Origin of the sequence: Alteromonas sp. BMJM2, from assembly GCF_027257845.1 — a bacterium.
In the GTDB taxonomy this organism is placed as follows: Bacteria; Pseudomonadota; Gammaproteobacteria; order Enterobacterales; family Alteromonadaceae; genus Alteromonas.
The window spans coordinates 64,053-83,420 of record NZ_JAPVOT010000005.1; the positions used below are offsets into that span (position 1 = coordinate 64,053).

At 39.7% G+C, this 19,368-nt stretch carries 16 protein-coding genes; 8 read left to right on the top strand and 8 right to left on the bottom strand.

Annotation, left to right across the window (positions count from 1 at the left end; translation table 11 throughout):
• Positions 1 to 257: 257 nt before the first annotated feature.
• The gene (locus tag O9X84_RS07385) at positions 258 to 1,421 is read left to right on the top strand and encodes a glycosyltransferase family 4 protein (RefSeq protein WP_269519040.1); all 1,164 of its coding nucleotides are present in this window, start codon (positions 258 to 260) and stop codon (positions 1,419 to 1,421) included.
• Positions 1,418 to 2,461, top strand: coding sequence for a glycosyltransferase family 2 protein (locus O9X84_RS07390; protein WP_269519041.1), 1,044 nt, complete (start codon positions 1,418 to 1,420; stop codon positions 2,459 to 2,461). Before O9X84_RS07385 ends, O9X84_RS07390 begins: the two co-directional genes overlap by 4 nt.
• A gap of 4 nt (positions 2,462 to 2,465) precedes the next feature.
• Here O9X84_RS07390 and O9X84_RS07395 read toward each other — a convergent pair whose 3' ends face one another.
• A complete protein-coding gene (locus O9X84_RS07395; RefSeq protein WP_269519042.1) occupies positions 2,466 to 3,719 on the bottom strand; it encodes a glycosyltransferase in 1,254 nt (417 codons plus the stop codon).
• A gap of 217 nt (positions 3,720 to 3,936) precedes the next feature.
• On the opposite strand from O9X84_RS07395, the gene O9X84_RS07400 reads away from it, so the two are divergent.
• Complete coding sequence (locus tag O9X84_RS07400) at positions 3,937 to 4,722, top strand: sulfotransferase family protein (RefSeq protein ID WP_269519043.1); 786 nt, start codon at positions 3,937 to 3,939, stop codon at positions 4,720 to 4,722.
• 52 nt (positions 4,723 to 4,774) lie between these two features.
• On the opposite strand, the gene O9X84_RS07405 is transcribed toward O9X84_RS07400, so the two are convergent.
• From O9X84_RS07405 to O9X84_RS07420, 4 genes are read right to left on the bottom strand one after another with little or no spacing between them, the layout of a single operon-like run.
• Positions 4,775 to 6,121, bottom strand: a complete 1,347-nt coding sequence (locus tag O9X84_RS07405) for an O-antigen ligase family protein (protein WP_269519044.1) — start codon at positions 6,119 to 6,121, stop codon at positions 4,775 to 4,777.
• Positions 6,121 to 7,194: a GNAT family N-acetyltransferase gene (locus O9X84_RS07410; RefSeq protein WP_269519045.1), complete on the bottom strand. Its 1,074-nt coding sequence runs from the start codon at positions 7,192 to 7,194 to the stop codon at positions 6,121 to 6,123. Before O9X84_RS07410 ends, O9X84_RS07405 begins: the two co-directional genes overlap by 1 nt.
• A complete protein-coding gene (gene xrt, locus O9X84_RS07415; RefSeq protein WP_269519046.1) occupies positions 7,191 to 8,561 on the bottom strand; it encodes an exosortase in 1,371 nt (456 codons plus the stop codon). The genes O9X84_RS07410 and xrt overlap by 4 nt, the downstream gene beginning before the upstream one ends.
• A 32-nt stretch (positions 8,562 to 8,593) precedes the next feature.
• A complete protein-coding gene (locus O9X84_RS07420; protein WP_269519047.1) occupies positions 8,594 to 10,006 on the bottom strand; it encodes a TIGR03013 family XrtA/PEP-CTERM system glycosyltransferase in 1,413 nt (470 codons plus the stop codon).
• 149 nt (positions 10,007 to 10,155) lie between these two features.
• Between O9X84_RS07420 and O9X84_RS07425 the strand changes: the two genes are divergently transcribed.
• Genes O9X84_RS07425 through O9X84_RS07440 form a run of 4 tightly spaced genes read left to right on the top strand, consistent with a single transcriptional unit; the run spans position 10,156 to position 14,957 of the window.
• Positions 10,156 to 10,788, top strand: coding sequence for an XrtA/PEP-CTERM system exopolysaccharide export protein (locus O9X84_RS07425; RefSeq protein WP_269519048.1), 633 nt, complete (start codon positions 10,156 to 10,158; stop codon positions 10,786 to 10,788).
• Positions 10,789 to 10,814: 26 nt separating this feature from the next.
• A complete protein-coding gene (locus tag O9X84_RS07430; protein ID WP_269519049.1) occupies positions 10,815 to 12,386 on the top strand; it encodes an XrtA system polysaccharide chain length determinant in 1,572 nt (523 codons plus the stop codon).
• Positions 12,383 to 13,306, top strand: coding sequence for an XrtA-associated tyrosine autokinase (locus O9X84_RS07435; protein WP_269519050.1), 924 nt, complete (start codon positions 12,383 to 12,385; stop codon positions 13,304 to 13,306). The genes O9X84_RS07430 and O9X84_RS07435 overlap by 4 nt, the downstream gene beginning before the upstream one ends.
• Positions 13,275 to 14,957, top strand: coding sequence for a TIGR03016 family PEP-CTERM system-associated outer membrane protein (locus O9X84_RS07440; protein WP_269519051.1), 1,683 nt, complete (start codon positions 13,275 to 13,277; stop codon positions 14,955 to 14,957). Before O9X84_RS07435 ends, O9X84_RS07440 begins: the two co-directional genes overlap by 32 nt.
• A 135-nt stretch (positions 14,958 to 15,092) precedes the next feature.
• On the opposite strand, the gene O9X84_RS07445 is transcribed toward O9X84_RS07440, so the two are convergent.
• Both O9X84_RS07445 and hldE read right to left on the bottom strand, forming a co-directional pair.
• Positions 15,093 to 16,160 (bottom strand): XrtA/PEP-CTERM system-associated ATPase, encoded by a 1,068-nt coding sequence (locus tag O9X84_RS07445; protein ID WP_269519052.1) that lies wholly within the window; start codon positions 16,158 to 16,160, stop codon positions 15,093 to 15,095.
• A gap of 163 nt (positions 16,161 to 16,323) precedes the next feature.
• Complete coding sequence (hldE, locus tag O9X84_RS07450; RefSeq protein ID WP_269519053.1) at positions 16,324 to 17,754, bottom strand: bifunctional D-glycero-beta-D-manno-heptose-7-phosphate kinase/D-glycero-beta-D-manno-heptose 1-phosphate adenylyltransferase HldE; 1,431 nt, start codon at positions 17,752 to 17,754, stop codon at positions 16,324 to 16,326.
• 131 nt (positions 17,755 to 17,885) lie between these two features.
• Here hldE and O9X84_RS07455 point away from each other — a divergent pair, with 131 nt between their 5' ends.
• Positions 17,886 to 18,302: a GIY-YIG nuclease family protein gene (locus O9X84_RS07455; protein ID WP_269519054.1), complete on the top strand. Its 417-nt coding sequence runs from the start codon at positions 17,886 to 17,888 to the stop codon at positions 18,300 to 18,302.
• A gap of 63 nt (positions 18,303 to 18,365) precedes the next feature.
• Here the strand turns inward: O9X84_RS07455 and O9X84_RS07460 are convergent, their stop codons facing one another.
• The gene (locus tag O9X84_RS07460; protein ID WP_269519055.1) at positions 18,366 to 19,271 is read right to left on the bottom strand and encodes a DUF350 domain-containing protein; all 906 of its coding nucleotides are present in this window, start codon (positions 19,269 to 19,271) and stop codon (positions 18,366 to 18,368) included.
• Positions 19,272 to 19,368: the final 97 nt, after the last annotated feature.

Here is a 19,368-nt window from a genome sequence, read left to right on the forward strand (position 1 = left end):
AACTAAATATGAATAATGCCTATAGTAACAATCGGTACATACCTCGTCTAACTTTAAAATCTAAGGAGCAGTTAATCTTGCGGGTTAGACTGTATTTTATTTAGATGTGCTTAAATATCATTTATTTTTAGTAAGTACTTACCGTAAAACTTTTGAGTTACAACGTTAATTTCAATTGACACTGGAACTTTCAACCTGTCTTATATAGGCATACTTTTCTCTTCTAGCCCAACGATTTTGTTTCATAAGTGATTTGAATGAATATCTGTTTAGTCTGTGATTCGTTTCCGCCTGAAGATGGTGGTGGCATAGGTACTTACATTAGCAATTTATCTAGAGCGCTTACCTTAAAAGGTAACAATGTCTATGTGATTTGCAAAACTACGAAAAGAGATATGGACGAAAATCACACAGATGGTGTAACTGTCATCAGGAGGAAGCCACGCTACTTTCCAATTGTTGAAAGATTACTACCCGGCATAGGATGGAGCCTACAAGTAAAAAAGATCTGTGATCACCTTATAAGAACTAAAAAACTTGATGTTATAGAGTTTCCTAATTGGGAGGCTCCAGGCATAATTTTCCAATTATTGAATAGAAAATTCCCTTGCGTGGTTAGAGTACATACCCCATTTTTCGAAACCTTAAAGATGGACTTTAATCAACCTTCTTTGTCACAGAGGTTGACCTGTAGCATGGAGAAGTACTCCTGTAAGCTTTCTCACTCGCTCGTTTCCTCTACGAAAGCGCATGCTTCCACTATTGCCTTTGAATACAACTACAAACTTAGCGATTTTCAAATAATTCCTCTTGGGGTGGATGTAGATAAAAATGCCGAACAACCTCATAACACTGAACAACGCTATACTTTACTCTATGTAAGTAGATTGGAAAATCGAAAAGGTACACTTACTTTATTAAGAGCAATCCCCAAGTTAGTTAAAGTTTTTCCGGATTTACAAGTAAACATAATTGGTAGAGACAGGCCGCATGCACCTAATAACATGCTGTTTAAAGAATATTTTTTGTCTAATTTTGGTGACTTTGAATCTAATGTTAATTTCTTGGGTTTTGTGCCAGATAACGAACTACTTGCTTATTATCAGGAAGCTACAGCTTTCGTCGTTCCGTCGATATACGAGTCCTTTGGGCTAATATATATTGAAGCAATGCAATTTGGTTTGCCGTGTATTGCAACGTCTGGTGGCGGTATTCCTGAAGTTGTTTCGGATGGTGTAACCGGCCTTTTGATCACCCCTGATGACCATGAGGAACTAGTGCTTAAGGTAACACAACTATTGGAAAACCCTGCTCTTAGAAAGAAACTGAGTGAAAATAGCAAGCGGTTGTTTCATCAAAAATTTACTTCTGATGTTATGGCTTTACGAACATTTAAAAATTATTCTTCTGTCGTCAAATGAAACACTTAGATAAATCGGATTTAGTTAGCGTACTTTTGCCCGTATACAATGCCGAACAAACTATCGGAAAAACGTTAGGTAAAATTCTAAATCAAACGTATAAAAATATTGAAATCATTATTATCAATGATGGTTCGACCGACTCATCTGAACAGATAATAAAGAGATATGCTGAAAGTGATAGCAGAATTAAACTATTTTCTAGAGCCAATCACGGTTTAATTGACACACTGAATTTCGCTATCAATAAAGCTTCTGGTCAACTTCTAGTGAGAGAGGATGCCGACGATTACTCAAACGCCGATAGAATAGAAAAGCAAGTGACGTTCATGCAGGCTAATGAAAATATCGTAGTTTGCGGCAGTGATTACAAAACCTTCGGCAGTACGCAAACAAAAATAGAGATGTCTCACTCACCTGAAATTTGTGCAGCTGAGGTATACTTCTATCCTCCTGTATCCCACCCTTCTACTATAATACGAAAGTCATTTTTGTTAGAGCATGGCTTACGTTATTCAACTAAATATAAACATTGCGAAGATTACGCACTTTGGGTGGATATTGTTCGTAATGGTGGCTATATAACGAACATAGACGATACTCTACATAATTATCATAATCATGAGAATCAAGTCAGTGTTGCAAACTCGAGAGAATCGACCAGAAACCATTATTTGCTGATCCAAGAGCAACTGGCTGATTTGTCGGTCGATGTATCACCTGCAATACTCAATCATTTACATTATGCTGACAAAAGTTTTTTAAAAGAGTTGGATGTTGATACGTTTTTAGAGGTCTTAGATGTTTATTCAAAGGTATTTAAGGCTCATAGTAATCAAACTAGTGGATCTAGTGGCATGAAAGCGGTACTCAGTTCGCTTATTGATTTCAAAATTAAAAATGTGATGGGCCTAGCAGGTTTAATTATCCTCTGGAAGCAAAGTCCTTGCTACTATACGAATAAATCACTATTGAAAATTGTTCTCCACGCAGTAATACGGACAACATTAAATTTTCTGAGAAATAGGCGTGTTACATAACAAATTATCGCTTCAAAAACGTTATAGTTAATCGATACAATTTAGACAGTTGAAATGCACTAACTAATTTTTCTATGTAATACCGTTTTCCCTTTGGCGCATTCCATTTATCTTCCGAGCGTGTTTCTTCTTTACGAAGTAAACGGGCCCATTCATTACCTACCGTTGATAAAGAATAACGTTCTTTGATAAGTTCAGCATCTTTAGACTGCATAACTGAATTCACTTCTTCTTTACTGATAAGAGTGAGAATTTCAGGCAGGTTGGCTAAATCCTTTACAGAAATTAAGTTAGCCAGCGTAAAGATGCCTATAGTTTCTTTTAAAGCGCCTTTGTCTAAACAAACAACTTTAAGCCCCGACGCAATCATTTCGATACCAGTACAACAAAAAGTCTCAGTACTCTCCCATTGATTCAGATTTACGATGCCAATCGAACATTTAGTATATAGAGATTTTAGGTCGCAAGGTTTCAGAGACCCTAGAAAATGGATACCTGCATTTTCGAAGGAGCCATAGTGTTCAAGTAGTGGTACCAAATATTTGTTTTCAAATTCAGAACTTGCAATACCTAGCGATCCTAGTTTTGCATTTGAATCATATAATTTTCCTGAGCCAGCAATATACAGTTTAAATTCGTTATCATGTTCTTTTATTTTCGGCCAAAGTAATAAGAGATGATGAACACCTTTGTTCTCACCTATAAAACCAGAAAAAACTAGCGATTTTGTTTCACGAGAAAAATCGTCGCTCTTATCATAATTTATAAAATGAGGATTTAAGGGATTATAGATACGCATAAGATCATTACTTTTATGACTGTGTAGTCCAGTAAGCCTTACTGTATCTGAAACACAAATGAGTTTACTAAATAACTTACTTTCTAATTGCGAAATGAGCCTATGATTTAAGTGAACATGGAGCCATAGAAAAAAGCTATTTCCAAACGCGCTAACCTTATTCAACGCTCTCTCATCATCAGCTGTGCAGAGAATCAACTGACCTTGTTCCTTCCAGCTAATTGCTTCTTCAAGTGATTGAAAAGATAATATTCGTTCGGACTTGATCTTTTTCCCAGACAATATAAATAGACCAATCTCCAAGCCATTCTGGGATGAAAGGTAATGAGTCACTAATAAAAAGCTTGAATGAGTTCCAGATAAGGGCACCAGGCCTCTTTCAATATTTTCTATATCCAAAGTATCGTAGGGTGTATCTGATATAACAAATAACGCTTTAGTTTTACATTGTTCTGACACTGTAAGATTGCCTTAAAATTTAACGAAAAAAGGTATGCAGGCTGTCAACTCAATCCAGCGGCCACCACATAACACAATTAGTATAAAGATCGATGTGCATGTTGACTAACAATAATTTAAAATGAGCAAAAATCGGAAGTAGTTACTAGAAGCTGCTCTTCTATATCTATATATTTTGTGATTAGATAAAACAAAACATAGTTCTGAATGGAGGGTTATGAAAGAGAGTAGATTACGAAGTTACGTCATTTTCACAACTCAAAGAACAGGCTCAACTTGGCTTTGCGATATCCTTTATAACCATAGGAATATTAAATCTTATACGGAACTATTCCGAATCAATCCCGATGTTGATTACCCGCGATTTGCTCACACTGATGTGGTGCTTTATGAAAGGTTCTTGAAGTCAGCCTCGTTGCTCGATAAATTGTTTTTTAAAGAGTATCTATACAGAGAGTATCTCAAAAAACTCACCTCCAAGACTGAGACAGCACATCATTGTCTTTCTGTAGGTTTCAAACTTATGTATTCTCAAGAACAAAGAAACAAAGGGTTGTGGAAATATTTAGCTACAAACACAGATAAATTCATTCATTTGAAAAGACGGAATCTTCTGGATCGCGCTATTTCGAAAGTGTACATGGAGTCAACAGGTATAGCTCATGCTAATGAATCTGATAGCGATAAAGAAAGTAAACCTAAAGGCAGCTTGAATGTAAAAAAAGTTTTGGATGAACTAAAAAAGGATACCCTAGAATCAAAGGCTATAGCTGCTAAAATTGCGACTCTACCAAGAGATAAATTCATAACTATTTACTATGAAGATCTGAATGAAAATTTAGAAGCTACCCTTAAAAAGCTGTACATCTTTTTAGAGGTTCCATTTCAAGTTCATTCAAGTAGTTTCAGAAAGTTAATCAACGAAACTCCTAGAGAGTACGTCTTGAATTACGATGTAATTGAGTCAACCGCCGCTAATGCTGGATTATTAGATTGTTTTTGACAACGCCAACATTCTATTGAAATACATACTACGAGGAAAGTTCTAAGCGTTGCTATAAACTTAACAATATTGTTATTAGTATATAAAGACAAATAAGACTTACGACACTGAATATGAAAAGCTTAAAAACTTCACTAGACACCAATGGCTTTAGATTGGCAGATTTGTTCTTTTCTACTCGGACGAAGCTTGCTGCAGCCATTGCTGCAAACATATAAAAAAACATGATGTAACTTCTACTTATGAAGAAAGCCGTAGAGCAGTATCCAACCATAGAAATTAGAAGGTATTTAGCCAGTATTACTTCTTCCGCATAGTTTGAGCCATTAGGCTGCGCTACTTTTTTTGTATTCAGTATTTTAATTAAATAAACAAACGTAATTAGTAGAAATGAAGTCCATAAGACATAGCCGAATACCCCGAGTTCGGCCATAACAGTAACATAGCTGTTGTGTGCAACTTTCGAATGATACTCTAAAAATCGCTCCTTCCCAAAGCCAAACAAAGGACGATGTTTAAACATCTGGATACCTTCATACCACGCTGTTAAACGGTCTAGGGAACTTTGGTCGTCTTTACCAATGGATCTAAATGAAGTTAGTGCTATAGCAATTATCGGCAGCGACACCATTCCTAAAATAATGGATTTTACTTTTCCAAACTTAAAATAAAATATTGCCGCCATTACAGCTAAAAGACCTACCAATGAGCCGCGACTGCCTGTCCAATAAATCCCTAGTAACATCCAAATTAAGATACCAACCCAAAAAATTTTCTTCATGAATCTATCAGTAGATACGAAAAAATAAAGGGCGATAGGAATGTTCATTACCAAAAACATTCCCATATCGTTGGGATCATTAAATATCCCAATGTACCTAGCCTGTTTGATTGGTTCTGGGCCATCGTAGCGTGTAATCACAGTTTCAGCCCAGCCCTCACCCAGTAAGCTAGTCACTTGCACATACGAATGTAGGGTAAATACTACACAGGAAAGTATCGAAATGAGAAGTATCGTTTTTTGTCGTCTTAATGTAGATAAAAAACCCAAGAAGAGTATATATGGAATTATATTAGAGTTTATCCAATCAATTACAGCCCCCAAATCAGAAAAATATCTGTACGCTCTTATCTCTGAAAGCAGCATAGAGAAAAAAAGCAGTATGAGTAAAGTGCATTGGATGTTCCACACTTTCGGTTTCAGCGTGAATACATAAGTAAAAAACGTTAATACTAAGATGACACGTAAAACTTGAAACTGTATATCAAAGACAGGCCATTCATGAGGTCGAATCAACACTAAGGACGTGTAGACGCACAGTAGAAAGAAACCAAAAGAAGCAGGAGAAGCTATCGGTTCTTGTTTGAATCCATTTACCCTTTTGGGCCCTGCACTCATTAAACTATCACTCTTCTAATAATGCTTTTTACTGACTTTTTCATTTTAGAAATATGGTAGTCACTACTGTTAAAAAACACGTCCATTTTAAAGACTTCTTCCTGTTCGCTTGCCAAATTCTTTTTATAACCATTTAAGTTAGCAGAAGTCATGAAGTCGTAAGAAGCTAAACCCATTGACTTGGCAAAGCAATATTGGTGATAGTGCAATAGCATTCCTGGCGAAAGATTCGGCTTATATTTTGTATCTACACCATTCTGATAAAAGATTAAATCATCTCCAGATACCATTGAGTAATTAATTGCTATGACTTTATTGTTTTTTTCTAATGAAACTATCGACAACTTATGGGACTCTAACAACGCATGAGCGAGTGACAAATGAAACTGCCTGAATGTTACGTTTTCGAAAATAGCTTGCTCACCTTTTTCCGTCCAGCGTTGACTATTCAGTTTTATTAATTCTGGATAGATTTTTTCTAATTCTTCTGCGCTCTCAATGCGTTTGACAACTGCATTAACCTTTTCGGCGGCTCTCCTCCCTCTCAATGTTTTCTTAGCAAGCTCTTTATCTAGAGGACATGTTGGGATAAAAAAACGATAGCCAACGCTGGCACAGATATCTCTATTTTTTTCCTTTTGAATCCACTTCATCAGTAAACTGTCCCGACGGACATTGGTAAATTTAGCTTCTTTTATTCCTTGGTTTCTTACCAGTTTTTTTAACGAAGGAAGTTTTGGAAAAATTGTCTCACTAAGGCATAATATATCCTGTCCTTCGCTGCAAGTTTCAGCTTCTTCCGGTTCTCCACTTCCTACGAACCATAATATGTCTTTGTCATTTTTTCTAATATAGAGCGGAATTATAGCGACCAACTCAGATTTAATTTTAAACGTAATTATAAACAGTCTTTCAATGTAGGCTTTATAATGCTCAGACCAAATAGATACCCATTCAAAACTATTGAAAACGCTTTTCACTTTAGAACGAGAATAAAGTGACAACCAACTATCTTTGATTTTTATCATTCCCTCAAAATCATCAATAACTTCAACATCTTGACAGCAGATCACTCAGTCAATCTCACTATATCATTTGCCTTACAGTCAATTTCGCAATTCACAATGCGCCAATTAATCTCAACAACAGTGTTACCCGATAAAGCTCCTATTATGCGAGCTTTTTTCAAGTCTTTTGAATTTACGTAGTACTGCGAGTTAAATTTGTACCTGTAAGCAATTGCATGCAAAGAACCTTTCTCACTCTCCACTAATTTAATATTCCATAATGCTTGCTTATACCCTTCAATAAGTTGAAAGTTTACAGGGAGCATGTCGTTTAAAAAGTAGGTCGCTTTGCTGTCTAACTTCTTCCCAGTAAAAATATAATCGAGCTTTATAACCTGTTCGTTTGCGTTAACGCAAACATGGTCAAACTGCGATATTTGAGGGCTAAATTCAACGCTTTCGCTTTTGCACTGTAAGTCGTTATTTTCGTTTACTAGCTCTATGGCCGTTGATGAAGAAAATACCATAGCGCCTATAATTGCAAAGTAAAGAGCAATTTTGGGTTGCTTTTCCGAGGCTCCCTTCTTTTCTTTTATACGTGAAACGGATGCCTTTGCCTCAAACAGTTCTAATTTACCGCCTAAATAGAACTGTGCAATGGCAACAGGTATATAAACGTACCAACCAAAATTATTGTGGTCCGTCATAAGCGAGCTTTCCATTTCAGTGAAATGACCAATGACGATAAGCAGTACAATTCTAATCCAGTTTGTAACGAGTGCCCCTACCAGGGCGAAAGCTGTAAGAATTAATGCAGACTTTGCTGTCCGCAAGTACAAAAAAATATAGAGACTGCTAATTGCTAATGCGACAATAATATATCTTAAGCCACTGCACCCTTCCGCAATCTCGAAAATACCAGAAGGTATGCTGACAAATTCGCTTTCAACGTATACAGGTATATTTGTAAATGACATTATAAGCGTGACCATGTACACGGATAGGTTTTGAAAAAATACGGCGAATGCTCCCCAAAAGGGAAAAATGAAGACGAGGTACGCAGCCGGGAACAGTGTTGATATATTGAATTTAAAAACCTGGAAAATCAGCGCTATGAGGATAATTTGAGACATAAGCCAATAGAGAAGGCTAATCTGAGACCACGTAGCAACCCATAACATCAGACCTGATGCGACATAAAGCAGAGCCCATGACCAACTAAAAGAGTAGCGAAAGTTAATTCGCTGCTCGGAATCTAAAATGTAAACTAAATAAAGCACTATAAATGGAACGAGAAAAGAGTGGGAATAGGTGCCATCATCAAAGCCATGCACCCAAACCGTCTCTAATACTGGAAGGTTAAACAGTCCCCAAATACATACAAGTAAGATAAACACCCAAAAGTGCTTAAGCCTGCTAACACTATTCCACATACTTTAATTCCCTTTAGCACCTTTATTAACGTTTATCGACCCTTGCCAAACAAAACAACCTCGACCGTTCTAATAAGTATTAGAATGTCTAGCAACAGGCTCTGATGCTTTACATAATAGAGATCAAATTTCAGTTTCTCCATCGAATCTTCCACGCTAGCGCCATAAGGGTAATTGAGTTGTGCCCATCCGGCTAAACCAGGCTTGACGTTGTGGCGCTGGTTATAATACGGGACTTCACGAACTAACTGCTCTACAAATTGAGGCCTTTCGGGGCGTGGACCTATAAAGGCCATTTCGCCTCTAAAAACATTAAGCAACTGTGGAAGTTCATCAACGCGGTATTTACGAATAAAATTACCTATTCGCGTTACACGGGTATCGTTCTTACTGGCCCACTTTGCGCCATCTTTTTCAGCATCGGGCCGCATGCTTCTGAATTTAATTATTTTGAAGAGTTTGCCATTTAAGCCGACACGTTCTTGCTTGTAGAAAACAGACACTCCTGTTCTGCGGCCATCATCGATATAGATAACGATCGCGGTGAAGAGCATGATAGGCCAAACAAAAATGAAAATGAAAAGAGCAAGGATGGTATTAAAGGTGTAGTCCAATGAATCTCGAAGATAATTTTGAGTTTGAAACCCGTTTGAATATATCACCCAACTCGGGTACATAAGATTTACTACGATTTGGCCAGTTTCCCTCTCCATAAAATCGAGTAACTCGGTGACTTCAATACCTCGAAGCCTACAGTCAAACAAAACTTCTACCGGAAGCGTCCCTCTGCGTTGATCGCAGGCTATCACTACTTCTTCTATTTCGTTGTCAGATATAAACTGTTGAAAGCTTTCGTCAATTTTCAGATGAATTAATTTCTCTTTTCTAATTCCCTCTTCCCTGTTATCGCCTGGAATTGGGACAAAACCAACAAGTTCGAAACCTATCCTATCGACATCTCTACGCATTCGTTTTTCAATAATCGAAGCTCGTTCGCCAGCACCTAGGACTAAAATTCTGGCTTTTCCCAGACCGAGAAGCCCCAACCTATTGGTAAAATACCGAAAAACCACCAAAGTGATAATAATTGCGCTGACGGCAGCAGGGAGAAAATACGAATCCATGAGCAGGTTATCAAAAAATGCGCGACTTATTACTTCTACTAAAAAATAACTTAGCCCTACACTTACAAATATACGGCGAATTATACCTCTAAACGTTTCTCGAAGTTTCGCTTCATATAGGCCTACCGATAAAGAACAAAGTAAAATAGCGACAGTTAGCATTCCTACATTAACGATAAGTTTTTCAATAGTTACCGCTTCGACCATCTCCATCTGCGTCAAAATGAAATGAGAAATATAACCCATATAAGAAATGAGTAACGCTTCCGAAAGAACAAGAATGTTGGAACGTTTACTTTGATTACGCTTGTTGCTTGCCACCCCTGGCCTCCAAAACCTACAGCATTTCCCTCATCATAAAGGGATTTATTGTAATAGACTAGAAATCTTATTAGCATTATAGTGTTAATTACCGTAGGGTAAACGCGAAATTCTGTAAATCAACCATAATGAGTGTAGGACGATCACTTATGTTCCAGTCTAAAGCGATTTTTGCTTGTTCCACCTTTCTACTTTTAATTGGGATAAATGGATGCAGCAATACAAGCACCCTTCCTGAAGCAACAACTCGACAATCGCTAACAACAAATGTTAACGATTATCAATACTTAATTGGTCCAGGTGACTCGCTTACGATTTTTGTATGGCGAAACCCTGAAGTTTCTGGAAACTTTCTTGTAAGGCCCGATGGAAAAGTAACCACATCTTTGGTGGAAGATATTGATGTAGCAGGCCGAACTCCCACGATGCTCGCGAGGGAAATCGAAGAACAATTGTCCACGTACATCAACAATCCTAGAGTAACAGTAAGTGTAAATAGTTTTTCTGGACCGCTTAGCGAGCAGGTTCGAGTCATTGGAGAAGCAACCAATGCAAGTGCGGTAAGCTACACAGAACATATGACACTATTAGACTTAATGATAGCTGTTGGAGGTCTCACGGAATTTGCCGATGGCAATAATGCTAAACTTATCCGCGTTGTGAACGGAAAACAAAAAACGTTTGAAGTGAATATTGACGACTTAGTCAGGGAAGGCAACATTTCTCAAAACGTAGACATGTTACCAGGCGATATAGTGATAATACCAGAAGCATGGTTTTAGTTCATAGCAGTTAACGGAACTTATTAATGCACGATTTTCAACAAACACTGGTCCAATTATTGGACTTGGTAAAGGGTATTTGGATAAAAAAACGCTATGTGATAATCGTATCGTGGCTGGTTTGCCCCATTGGTTTCGTCGCGGTAGCGACACTTCCAGACGAATACACATCAAAAGCTCAGGTTTATGTAGATACACGCTCTGTTTTGCAACACTTACTTCAAGGACTAGCTATCCAATCAAACCCAGATTCTGAGGTCAGGATGATGGCAAGGACACTCCTTAGTAGATCAAATGTTGAAAAGATTGCTAGAGAAAGCGACCTTGATTTAACCACAAACTCCGAGCGGGAATTTGAAGATTTAGTAACGAGACTTGCCAGTGAAATTCAATTGAGATCAGCCGGCAGAGATAATATTTATGATATAAGCTACGAGCATCCTAATGCAGTGACTGCGCAGCGGGTCGTTCAGGAAACACTCGATCTTTTTGTTGAGGGATCCTTAGGCAATAACAGAAGAGATACAGATACCGCTGGTCGTTTTTTGGAAGAACAAATTGCTGAATACGAATCGAGGCTTTCTGAGGCCGAGCAGCGTCTGGCAAATTTTAAAAGGCAATATAATAATATCCTACCGATGTCAGGCTCTTATTACTCAAGCCTTCAAGAGTTAACGGCGGATTTGGATAATACGCAATTACAAATACGCCAAACAACTCAGCAAGTCGAATCACTCAAGTCGCAAATAAAGAAAAGCACAACTGTCCGCAATTCTTCGGTTTCTAATCAGGAAGATACGATACTAAAAACCCGATATGATGATAGAATTCAAACACTTGAAGAACAGCTCGACAGCCTGAGACTTCGATTCACAACTAAACACCCAGACGTTATCGAAACTCAGCAACTCTTAGAAAGCTTGGAGGAGTCAAGACAAAAAGAAATAGAATCATTTATAGCATCGATGGAATCTGACGGCCAAGCACCTATGAATGAACTGACTCAAGAAATTAAGTTGGAGATGAGTAGACTTCAAAGTGAAATTGCCTCTTTGGAAGTAAAAGAAACTGACCTTCAGAGAAAAATTGCTGAATTAGAATCAAAAGTTGATTTAATTCCACAGATTGAAGCGGAGTCAACGGCTTTAAACCGCGACTACGAAATAATGAAGAAAAAATATGAAGAGCTTCTCGCGCGAAGAGAGTCAGCAGACTTATCTAGACGAGCGGAGGTCTCGGCAGAAGAGCTTCAGTTTCGAATTATTGAGCCGCCCTTAGTCGCCAATAAGCCGTCTGGTCCAAATCGAATAATCCTTTATACCTTGACACTATTTTTGGGGTTCGGGGGAGGTATTGGACTTGCCTTTATTGTTAGCCAACTTAATCCAGTTCTTGTTCGTCCTAAGCAGCTCAATAGGCTATCTGATTTCCCTATATGGGGTACGGTAAGTCATCTGGATGTAGATAAAATACGACGTAAAAATAAGCTACGCGTGTTTATTTTTGTGATCTCTTCAGGCGCTATTTGCTTAATATTCGGCGTTCTTGTAGCAGCAGAGATTATGAACATAAACGTAGTCGGAAGATTAACTTCATGAAGAACACGATAGAAGAAGCTTTAAGAAAACAAAGGGAAGCAAAAGCAGCCGAGCAGGAAAGCTCTCCGACTGCCAACGTCGCGAAGGCTTCAGATGCCGAAGTTTTACCTGAAATGAGAGATTCGGCATTCTCAAACGTTAGTCCAAAAGAAAAACATGAGAAGCAGATAGGAGAATCGCCTGAGCCTTTTGTTATCGATTTTGCAAGACTTAGCGAAAACGGTCATATCTCCTTGAGTGGAGACCGAAAGCAAATCAATGAAGAATATCGGGAAATAAAAAGGAAACTTCTTGCAAACTCTTTTGGTGCATTAGCAAAAACTCTTCACAATCCTAATATAATAATGGTTACTAGTAGTAGACCTTCAGAAGGTAAAACATTTACTGCCACTAATTTGGCAATGAGTATTGCATCAGAACAGGATAAAACCGTCTTGCTTGTTGATGCCGATGTTCTAAAGCCAAATGTACTGAATACCTTGGGACTGAAGAAAAGAAAAGGGTTAATGGAATACCTTACTGGTGATGTGGAAGACATTTCCGAGGTACTTTACCCGACTAATATAGATAAGTTAAAAATCATTCCTGCAGGAAAATCTCATCATCTATCTACCGAACTCCTGGCGAGTCAAAAGATGCATGAAACTGTAGATGAGTTTGCTAACCGCTACCCTGATCGAGTTGTAATTTTTGACACGCCCCCACTAATTGGCATTAATGAAAGTGCCATATTAGCAAACTTTGCAGGTCAAGCAGTGGTTGTTGTTGAAGAGGGAAAAGCTAAAATTAGTGATATCAAAATGTCAGTAGAGAGACTCAACCCTGACATGGCGATTGGTTTTGTAGTGAACAAGTCTGTGCATAACGACACCGATGGAAGCGGATATTATGGATATTATTATTCCGAACGAGAAAGTTAATTCTTTTTTTGTTCTAGCTAGACTTGGTGCAATTATATCTTCAGCACTTGCTTTCTCAACTCCTGCATTTGCCGATTTAAATATAACCGCAAATGCATCAGCTGAAACTGTGTTTCAAGACGTCAACTCTCTTGAAAACGAAAACTTTACGTTTACCACGTTTTTGGTAAACCCAAGTGTCAATGCATCGTATCAGTCGCGAACATTCAGCGGCTCCTGGAAAGGAAAGCTTACCCATTTGGAGCGCGACAGAAATGATGATAGTCGCGAAGATACCTATGGTGAATATAGTTATTCAGCAAATTGGGCACCGTTTGATGAGCTACTAATTTTTCAAACTACTGGAGCTCTTACTTATCAAAATGCACAGGCTGGAAATTTTTTAGTTTCTGACTTTTTCACTAATGCAGATGCGTTAGCAAAAACACGTTCAAATAGATTAAGTGTAACGACTAAGTTGTCTCAGGGAGACTGGATACGTGGTTCGGGCCAAGCATCTTATTCAGACGTGGCCTCTGAAAGAACCTCATTAAATAATGGGTTTGCACTTAATAATGACACCTATCAACTTTCAGGCATCTTAACTAACGGTGATGAGGCAAATCACTTTATTTGGAACTTAACAGGCAGTTTTCAGAACACCGACCGAGCTCAAGCTAATCAAGGCGATTTCATTTCACGCAATGCCTCTGGTTTTGCTGACTGGCATATATTTGAAAATTGGGCATTAAGAATTACCGGTGCCCATGAAGGAAATCAAATATCATCACGTACAGACACATCTAGCCTCGTGAGAACCTTCGATTCATATGGTGCGGGTATTACTTATAGACAAAGCGAAAATCGTTACATTTCTTTAACTGCAAATACAACCAACTCTGACTTAGAGGATGACGACAACGAAACCTTCGTAGGCCTTGATATGCAATGGGCACTGAGCTCACGCACGCAAGTAAGCGCAACCTATGGCAGACGTTTCTTTGGCGAAACTGCATCAGCAGACATCAGCTATAACTCAAAATATTTCCGAAGTGCTTTCAGTTACTCTGAGGACGTTACTAACGTTTCAAGGTTACTTGCAAACCCTGAAAATTTGGGTGTATTTGTGTGCCCGGCTAATTCTGGTTCAATTGCCAGCTGTTTCCAACCCAACAGCTTGAGCTACGTGCCAAACGCAGATGAACAGTTTGTTCAAGTTACTACCCAAAACCTTGAATTTAACGACGATATTATTATTCGAAAAGCCGGAAACTTTCAGATGGGATATGATTTTTCAAGGATCACTATTGGTATATCTTTCCGCTATTCGGAAGATGATGCAATAGATCAAGATAGATTGACGCGAACTTATTCTGTTGGCTCTACGTTAGCTTACAAGCTAGGAAGCTATACCAATATTAATGCCAGCGTCAACTACGCGGACATCACCCAACGGTCAGACACTTTTGAAGATGGCGACAGTGAGAACTGGAATGCATCCCTAGGGCTAGAAAGAAGATTTGGTAGGTCGCTAACTGTAAACGCAGATTTAAATTACGTTGATAGAAGCGGCGACCTTTCGAACGGTGTTGGCGGCGTTGTAAACGGTTTCTTTGGCGCAAACTTCACCGATAGACGCTTAACGCTTGGTATTACTTATACATTCAATTGATTCATTATATTTTCCCCATATGATGATAAGCGAACTAAGGCAGAGAATTCAGATAAAAGGGCATGTTTAAGCTGCCCTTTTCAATAGTAATGAAGAGCCAATAGCTCTTTGCCCTTTTGCGCTTTCTAAACTCTATCACTCCACTTTACTATCATCACTCTTCAGCCTCACATAAGTCTTAAACTTCTTTTTCATCAATTTATCGACATATTGAGTCATTTTGACTTTTTGAGACATAGCGGTATCTAAAGCATCAACTAGTTCACCGAGCATGTCGAGGTAGTATTTTGTATCTCGGATAACGTTTCCCTTGGGCGTCATTAACGTTATATTTTCAGGGCTACTGGCAAATTCCAAGTGCTCTGTTGCCTCTGCACCGGATTTATCCGGTTCAAACATTTCAGCTTTCACTTCGTTTATAACTTCGTCAATTGCTTTCGCATCAAAGGTGTTTAGCTCTTCTAGAAAGCCATACAACATTATTCTATCCATTAGGGTATTCACTTTACGAGGAATACCGCGAGTAAAAATATGAATGCGCTCAAATGCTTCGTCAGAAAAAAGCGGTACGCCGTTGTATCCAGCATGATGTAACCGGTACTCAATATAGGCCTTGCACTCCTCCAAGGTAAGAGGCGCCAAGTGACAAGATGCCACAATACGCTGTCTAAACTGCTCCATATTGGGCGCGCGCAATATGGGCTGCAATTCTTCTTGCCCTAGTAAAAAACTTTGAATGAGCGGCTTTCCGTTGAACTGAAAATTACTCAGCATGCGCAGCTCTTCAATAGACTCTAATGGCAAGTTCTGCGCTTCGTCTACCAAAAGCAGCGCTCGGCGTCCTGCTCTATTTAACTCGTATAAAAAAACCTCTAGGGCTTTTAAGATTTCAGCCTTGCTTCTGCCCTCGGTTGCTATATCAAACTTCGACGCTACCATCTTCACCAATTCATCAGGCGATAGTTTGGGCGTCACGATTTGCGCAGCAGCAATATCATCTTCAAGCTCTTCAAGCAGACTGTTGGCAACGGTGGTCTTCCCTGTGCCTATACCGCCTGTTATTACGATAAACCCTTCGGCTTGAGACAATCCATACTGTAGATATGACATCGCTCTTTTATGCCACTTACTTCCATAGAAAAAAGCAGGATCAGGCGTTAGCTGAAACGGTTTTGAGTTAAGTCCATAATAACTTTCGTACATGAAAAACACCGTGTAATGTTACTGTTATCAACGCGCTGAAATTAGCGCGCATATCTGTTTATGATAGCAATTTGTACTAGTTGCTTAAACTCGCTATTTTTGTTAGCAGGCAAATCAACGCTAAAGCGTAAGAGGGTGTATATTACACCATTTTTTACTTGTCCTACCCCAACTTATTTTTTGTTATTCTCTCAATAATACCTGTGGTAGAAACGCCATCGGCAAAGCTAAGCACTTTCACTTCTCCACCGTTTTCCATAACGTCTGTACCACCCGCTATCTGGCCAACACTGTAATCGCCACCTTTAACTAGCACATCAGGCAGTAATCGGGCAATAATACGCTGAGGCGTGTCCTCACTAAAAGGTACAACCCAATCTACTGCGCTTAACCCTGCTAGCACAGCCATTCTTCGGCTTTCATTGTTCACCGGTCGCCCCGGCCCTTTAAGCTTGGTTACCGAGCTATCAGTATTGACAGCAACAATTAACCTATCTCCTAGCTGCGAAGCCTCTTCTAAATAGGAAACATGGCCCGCGTGAAGGATGTCAAAGCAACCGTTGGTCATTACTATGCGCTCACCTCGCTCTTTTGCCGCTTTTACCGCAATAGCAAGCTGATCTTCATTCATTACACCGCCATCGAGATGAACAGATTCTTCGCCCAAGGCTAGCGCTAGCTCTGTGTTCGACACCGTAGATGTACCTAGCTTGCCTACCACCACGCTAGCGGCCAAATTAGCCAGCACGCAGGACGCTTGAAGGGGAAGCTTACTCGCCATTCCAACCGCAATGGTAGACACTACCGTATCCCCAGCACCGGTGACGTCGTACACTTCTTTGGCTTTAGCGGGCAAATGAAATTCTGTATTGTCACCCTCAAACAATGTCATACCGTCTTCAGATCGGGTAACTAGGAGCGCGCCTATATTTAGCTCTTCTTTTAATTTACCTGCTTTTTCTACTAGCTCTTGTTCAGAACCTACTTCACCAACCACGCCCTGAAGCTCGTCCATATTAGGCGTAATTAGGGATGCACCTGCGTATTTTTTGAAATCACTACCTTTAGGATCTACAACCACCCGCTTACCTTTCGCCAGCGCTTTTTCAATGAGTGCCGCAGGATTGCTTAAGCATCCCTTTGCGTAGTCGCTTAATATAACAATATCGGCTGTATCCAGCGCATTATCAAACGCTTGCTCTAACGCAGACTTGTCGGTATCTGCAAAGCTTTTTTCAAAGTCTAAACGAAGCAGCTGCTGATTGCGGCTCATTACTCTTAGCTTGGTGATCGTATCGAAACCATCGACGGGAAAGAACTCACAGTTTATGTCGTGAGTGTGCAGACGTTCTTTCAAAATGTTGGCGTTTTCGTCGTTACCGCACATCCCCAATAACGTCACTTTTGCACCTAGCGTAGCGACATTTACCGCTACATTGGCGGCGCCGCCTGGGCGGTCTTCAGCACTATTTACGTTAACAACGGGTACAGGCGCTTCAGGAGATATGCGCCCAGTGCCGCCACTCCAATACCGGTCTAACATAAGGTCGCCGACAATAAGCACTTTCGCTTTGGTAAAATCTGGTAATATCATGGGAAAACAACCCTTTCCGATCTTTTAAACTATTGGAATGAGTATAACAGTCATGTGGAGCAATACCCACCAGCGAGCTAATTTCTCCGGGTACAAGCACGCTAAAAAAATTAGCCCAGCAAGGTGAAAGCATGAATGAGTCGGAGGCAGTTATTAAAGCAGGTTCCCTTAGTGGTCGTTCTAGCGAGACATTTTCTGGCGAGTGCTTAACTGGTGATGCAAAGACTTCTTCTACCTGGTATTTGTATTTGATAGAAAACAAACTTGGGCAGCTTTATACGGGTATTACTACCGACCCCAAACGGCGAATCGCTCAGCATAGGGGTGAAAAAGCAGGCGGGGCAAGAGCACTGAGAGGAAAAAGTCCTCTCACCTTTCGTGCTATCTTTCGGCTGTCTGGTAAGTCAGATGCCGCAGTACTTGAATATAAAATTAAAAAGTTAACGCGAGCTCAGAAAAACCAAATTATTCAATCTGGTAAACTCGAATTAACCAACAAGGGCAGTACACTCACACTCAATTGTATAAAAGACGAGCTAATCAATTAACGAAGACTATTGTTTAAGATCATAGCTTTTCGCTGATAGCTATTAGCTCTTAAGCAACTAAAACTACCCACCTAACACCGCATTTATAATCATGGCGTTACCAATACTAAGCGTGAAACCCAAAGCAGCCACACCAATGTTGTGCTGTTGGTCGACTTCCTGGCGGAAGTTCATTCCAAAAAGAATGATCTTTTTGTTTGCCAGTACTAATAAATGCAATGCGATGGTTAAGCACACACTCACCAATAGCCATCCTGTAACGTTACTGACATAACCCGTGGGCTCGTAAATAAGCAAATTTTTTGCCGCAGACACTATCATCGCAGTACCTAAAAGGTTGCCTGCATGCTCTATGGCAAGGGCAATCTGACCGCCTTCTAGCGCACCTTGAAAAGAGTCATTCTGATTATCTCTAGCATACCTAAACTCCAGTATACGAGTCATTACCAGCAGCATAGTCAATACCACCGCAAACCCGGTTGTAATGGCAATAACCGCATTCATGTCGCTTCCGTTCACCCACAGCATAATGTTGCGAAGCACAATGGCGCTTGCAACTAAACTAGCCGCGTCCACTAGGGCAACACTTACACTGCGCTCTGCAATCATTTCAGGAGTATCGACCTTGTTAAGAACAAGTTTGTCATGAGCGAAGCGTCCAAACTTTACCAATATGATGCCTATGAGTCCGAAAGTTAGCATAGCCATTGCGGCATCTTTATAGCCCATTCCCACATGCCGCCCAACGACAGAGCTCAGCACAATACAAAGCGATAACATGCCACCGGCAATGCTTATACCAAATGCAAAATTATCTTTTACGCCAAGTTCATCGGTTACTGATGTTTTTCTAAAAGCCCCTGTTAGCCACTTCATTACCATAAGAAGCGCAAGCGCTATGCCTACGTCCATCGCAAGGTAGATCAACAATTCTTCGGTAAGAGGTACTAGTTTTACTAAAGCTTCCACGCTATCTTTACTCCTTGCACTTTACCAACGGTATAAACGACTTTTTAAATCGGGCAGCAAAACCATCATTATTTTCTGTAGAGTAGTTTAGCGTTCG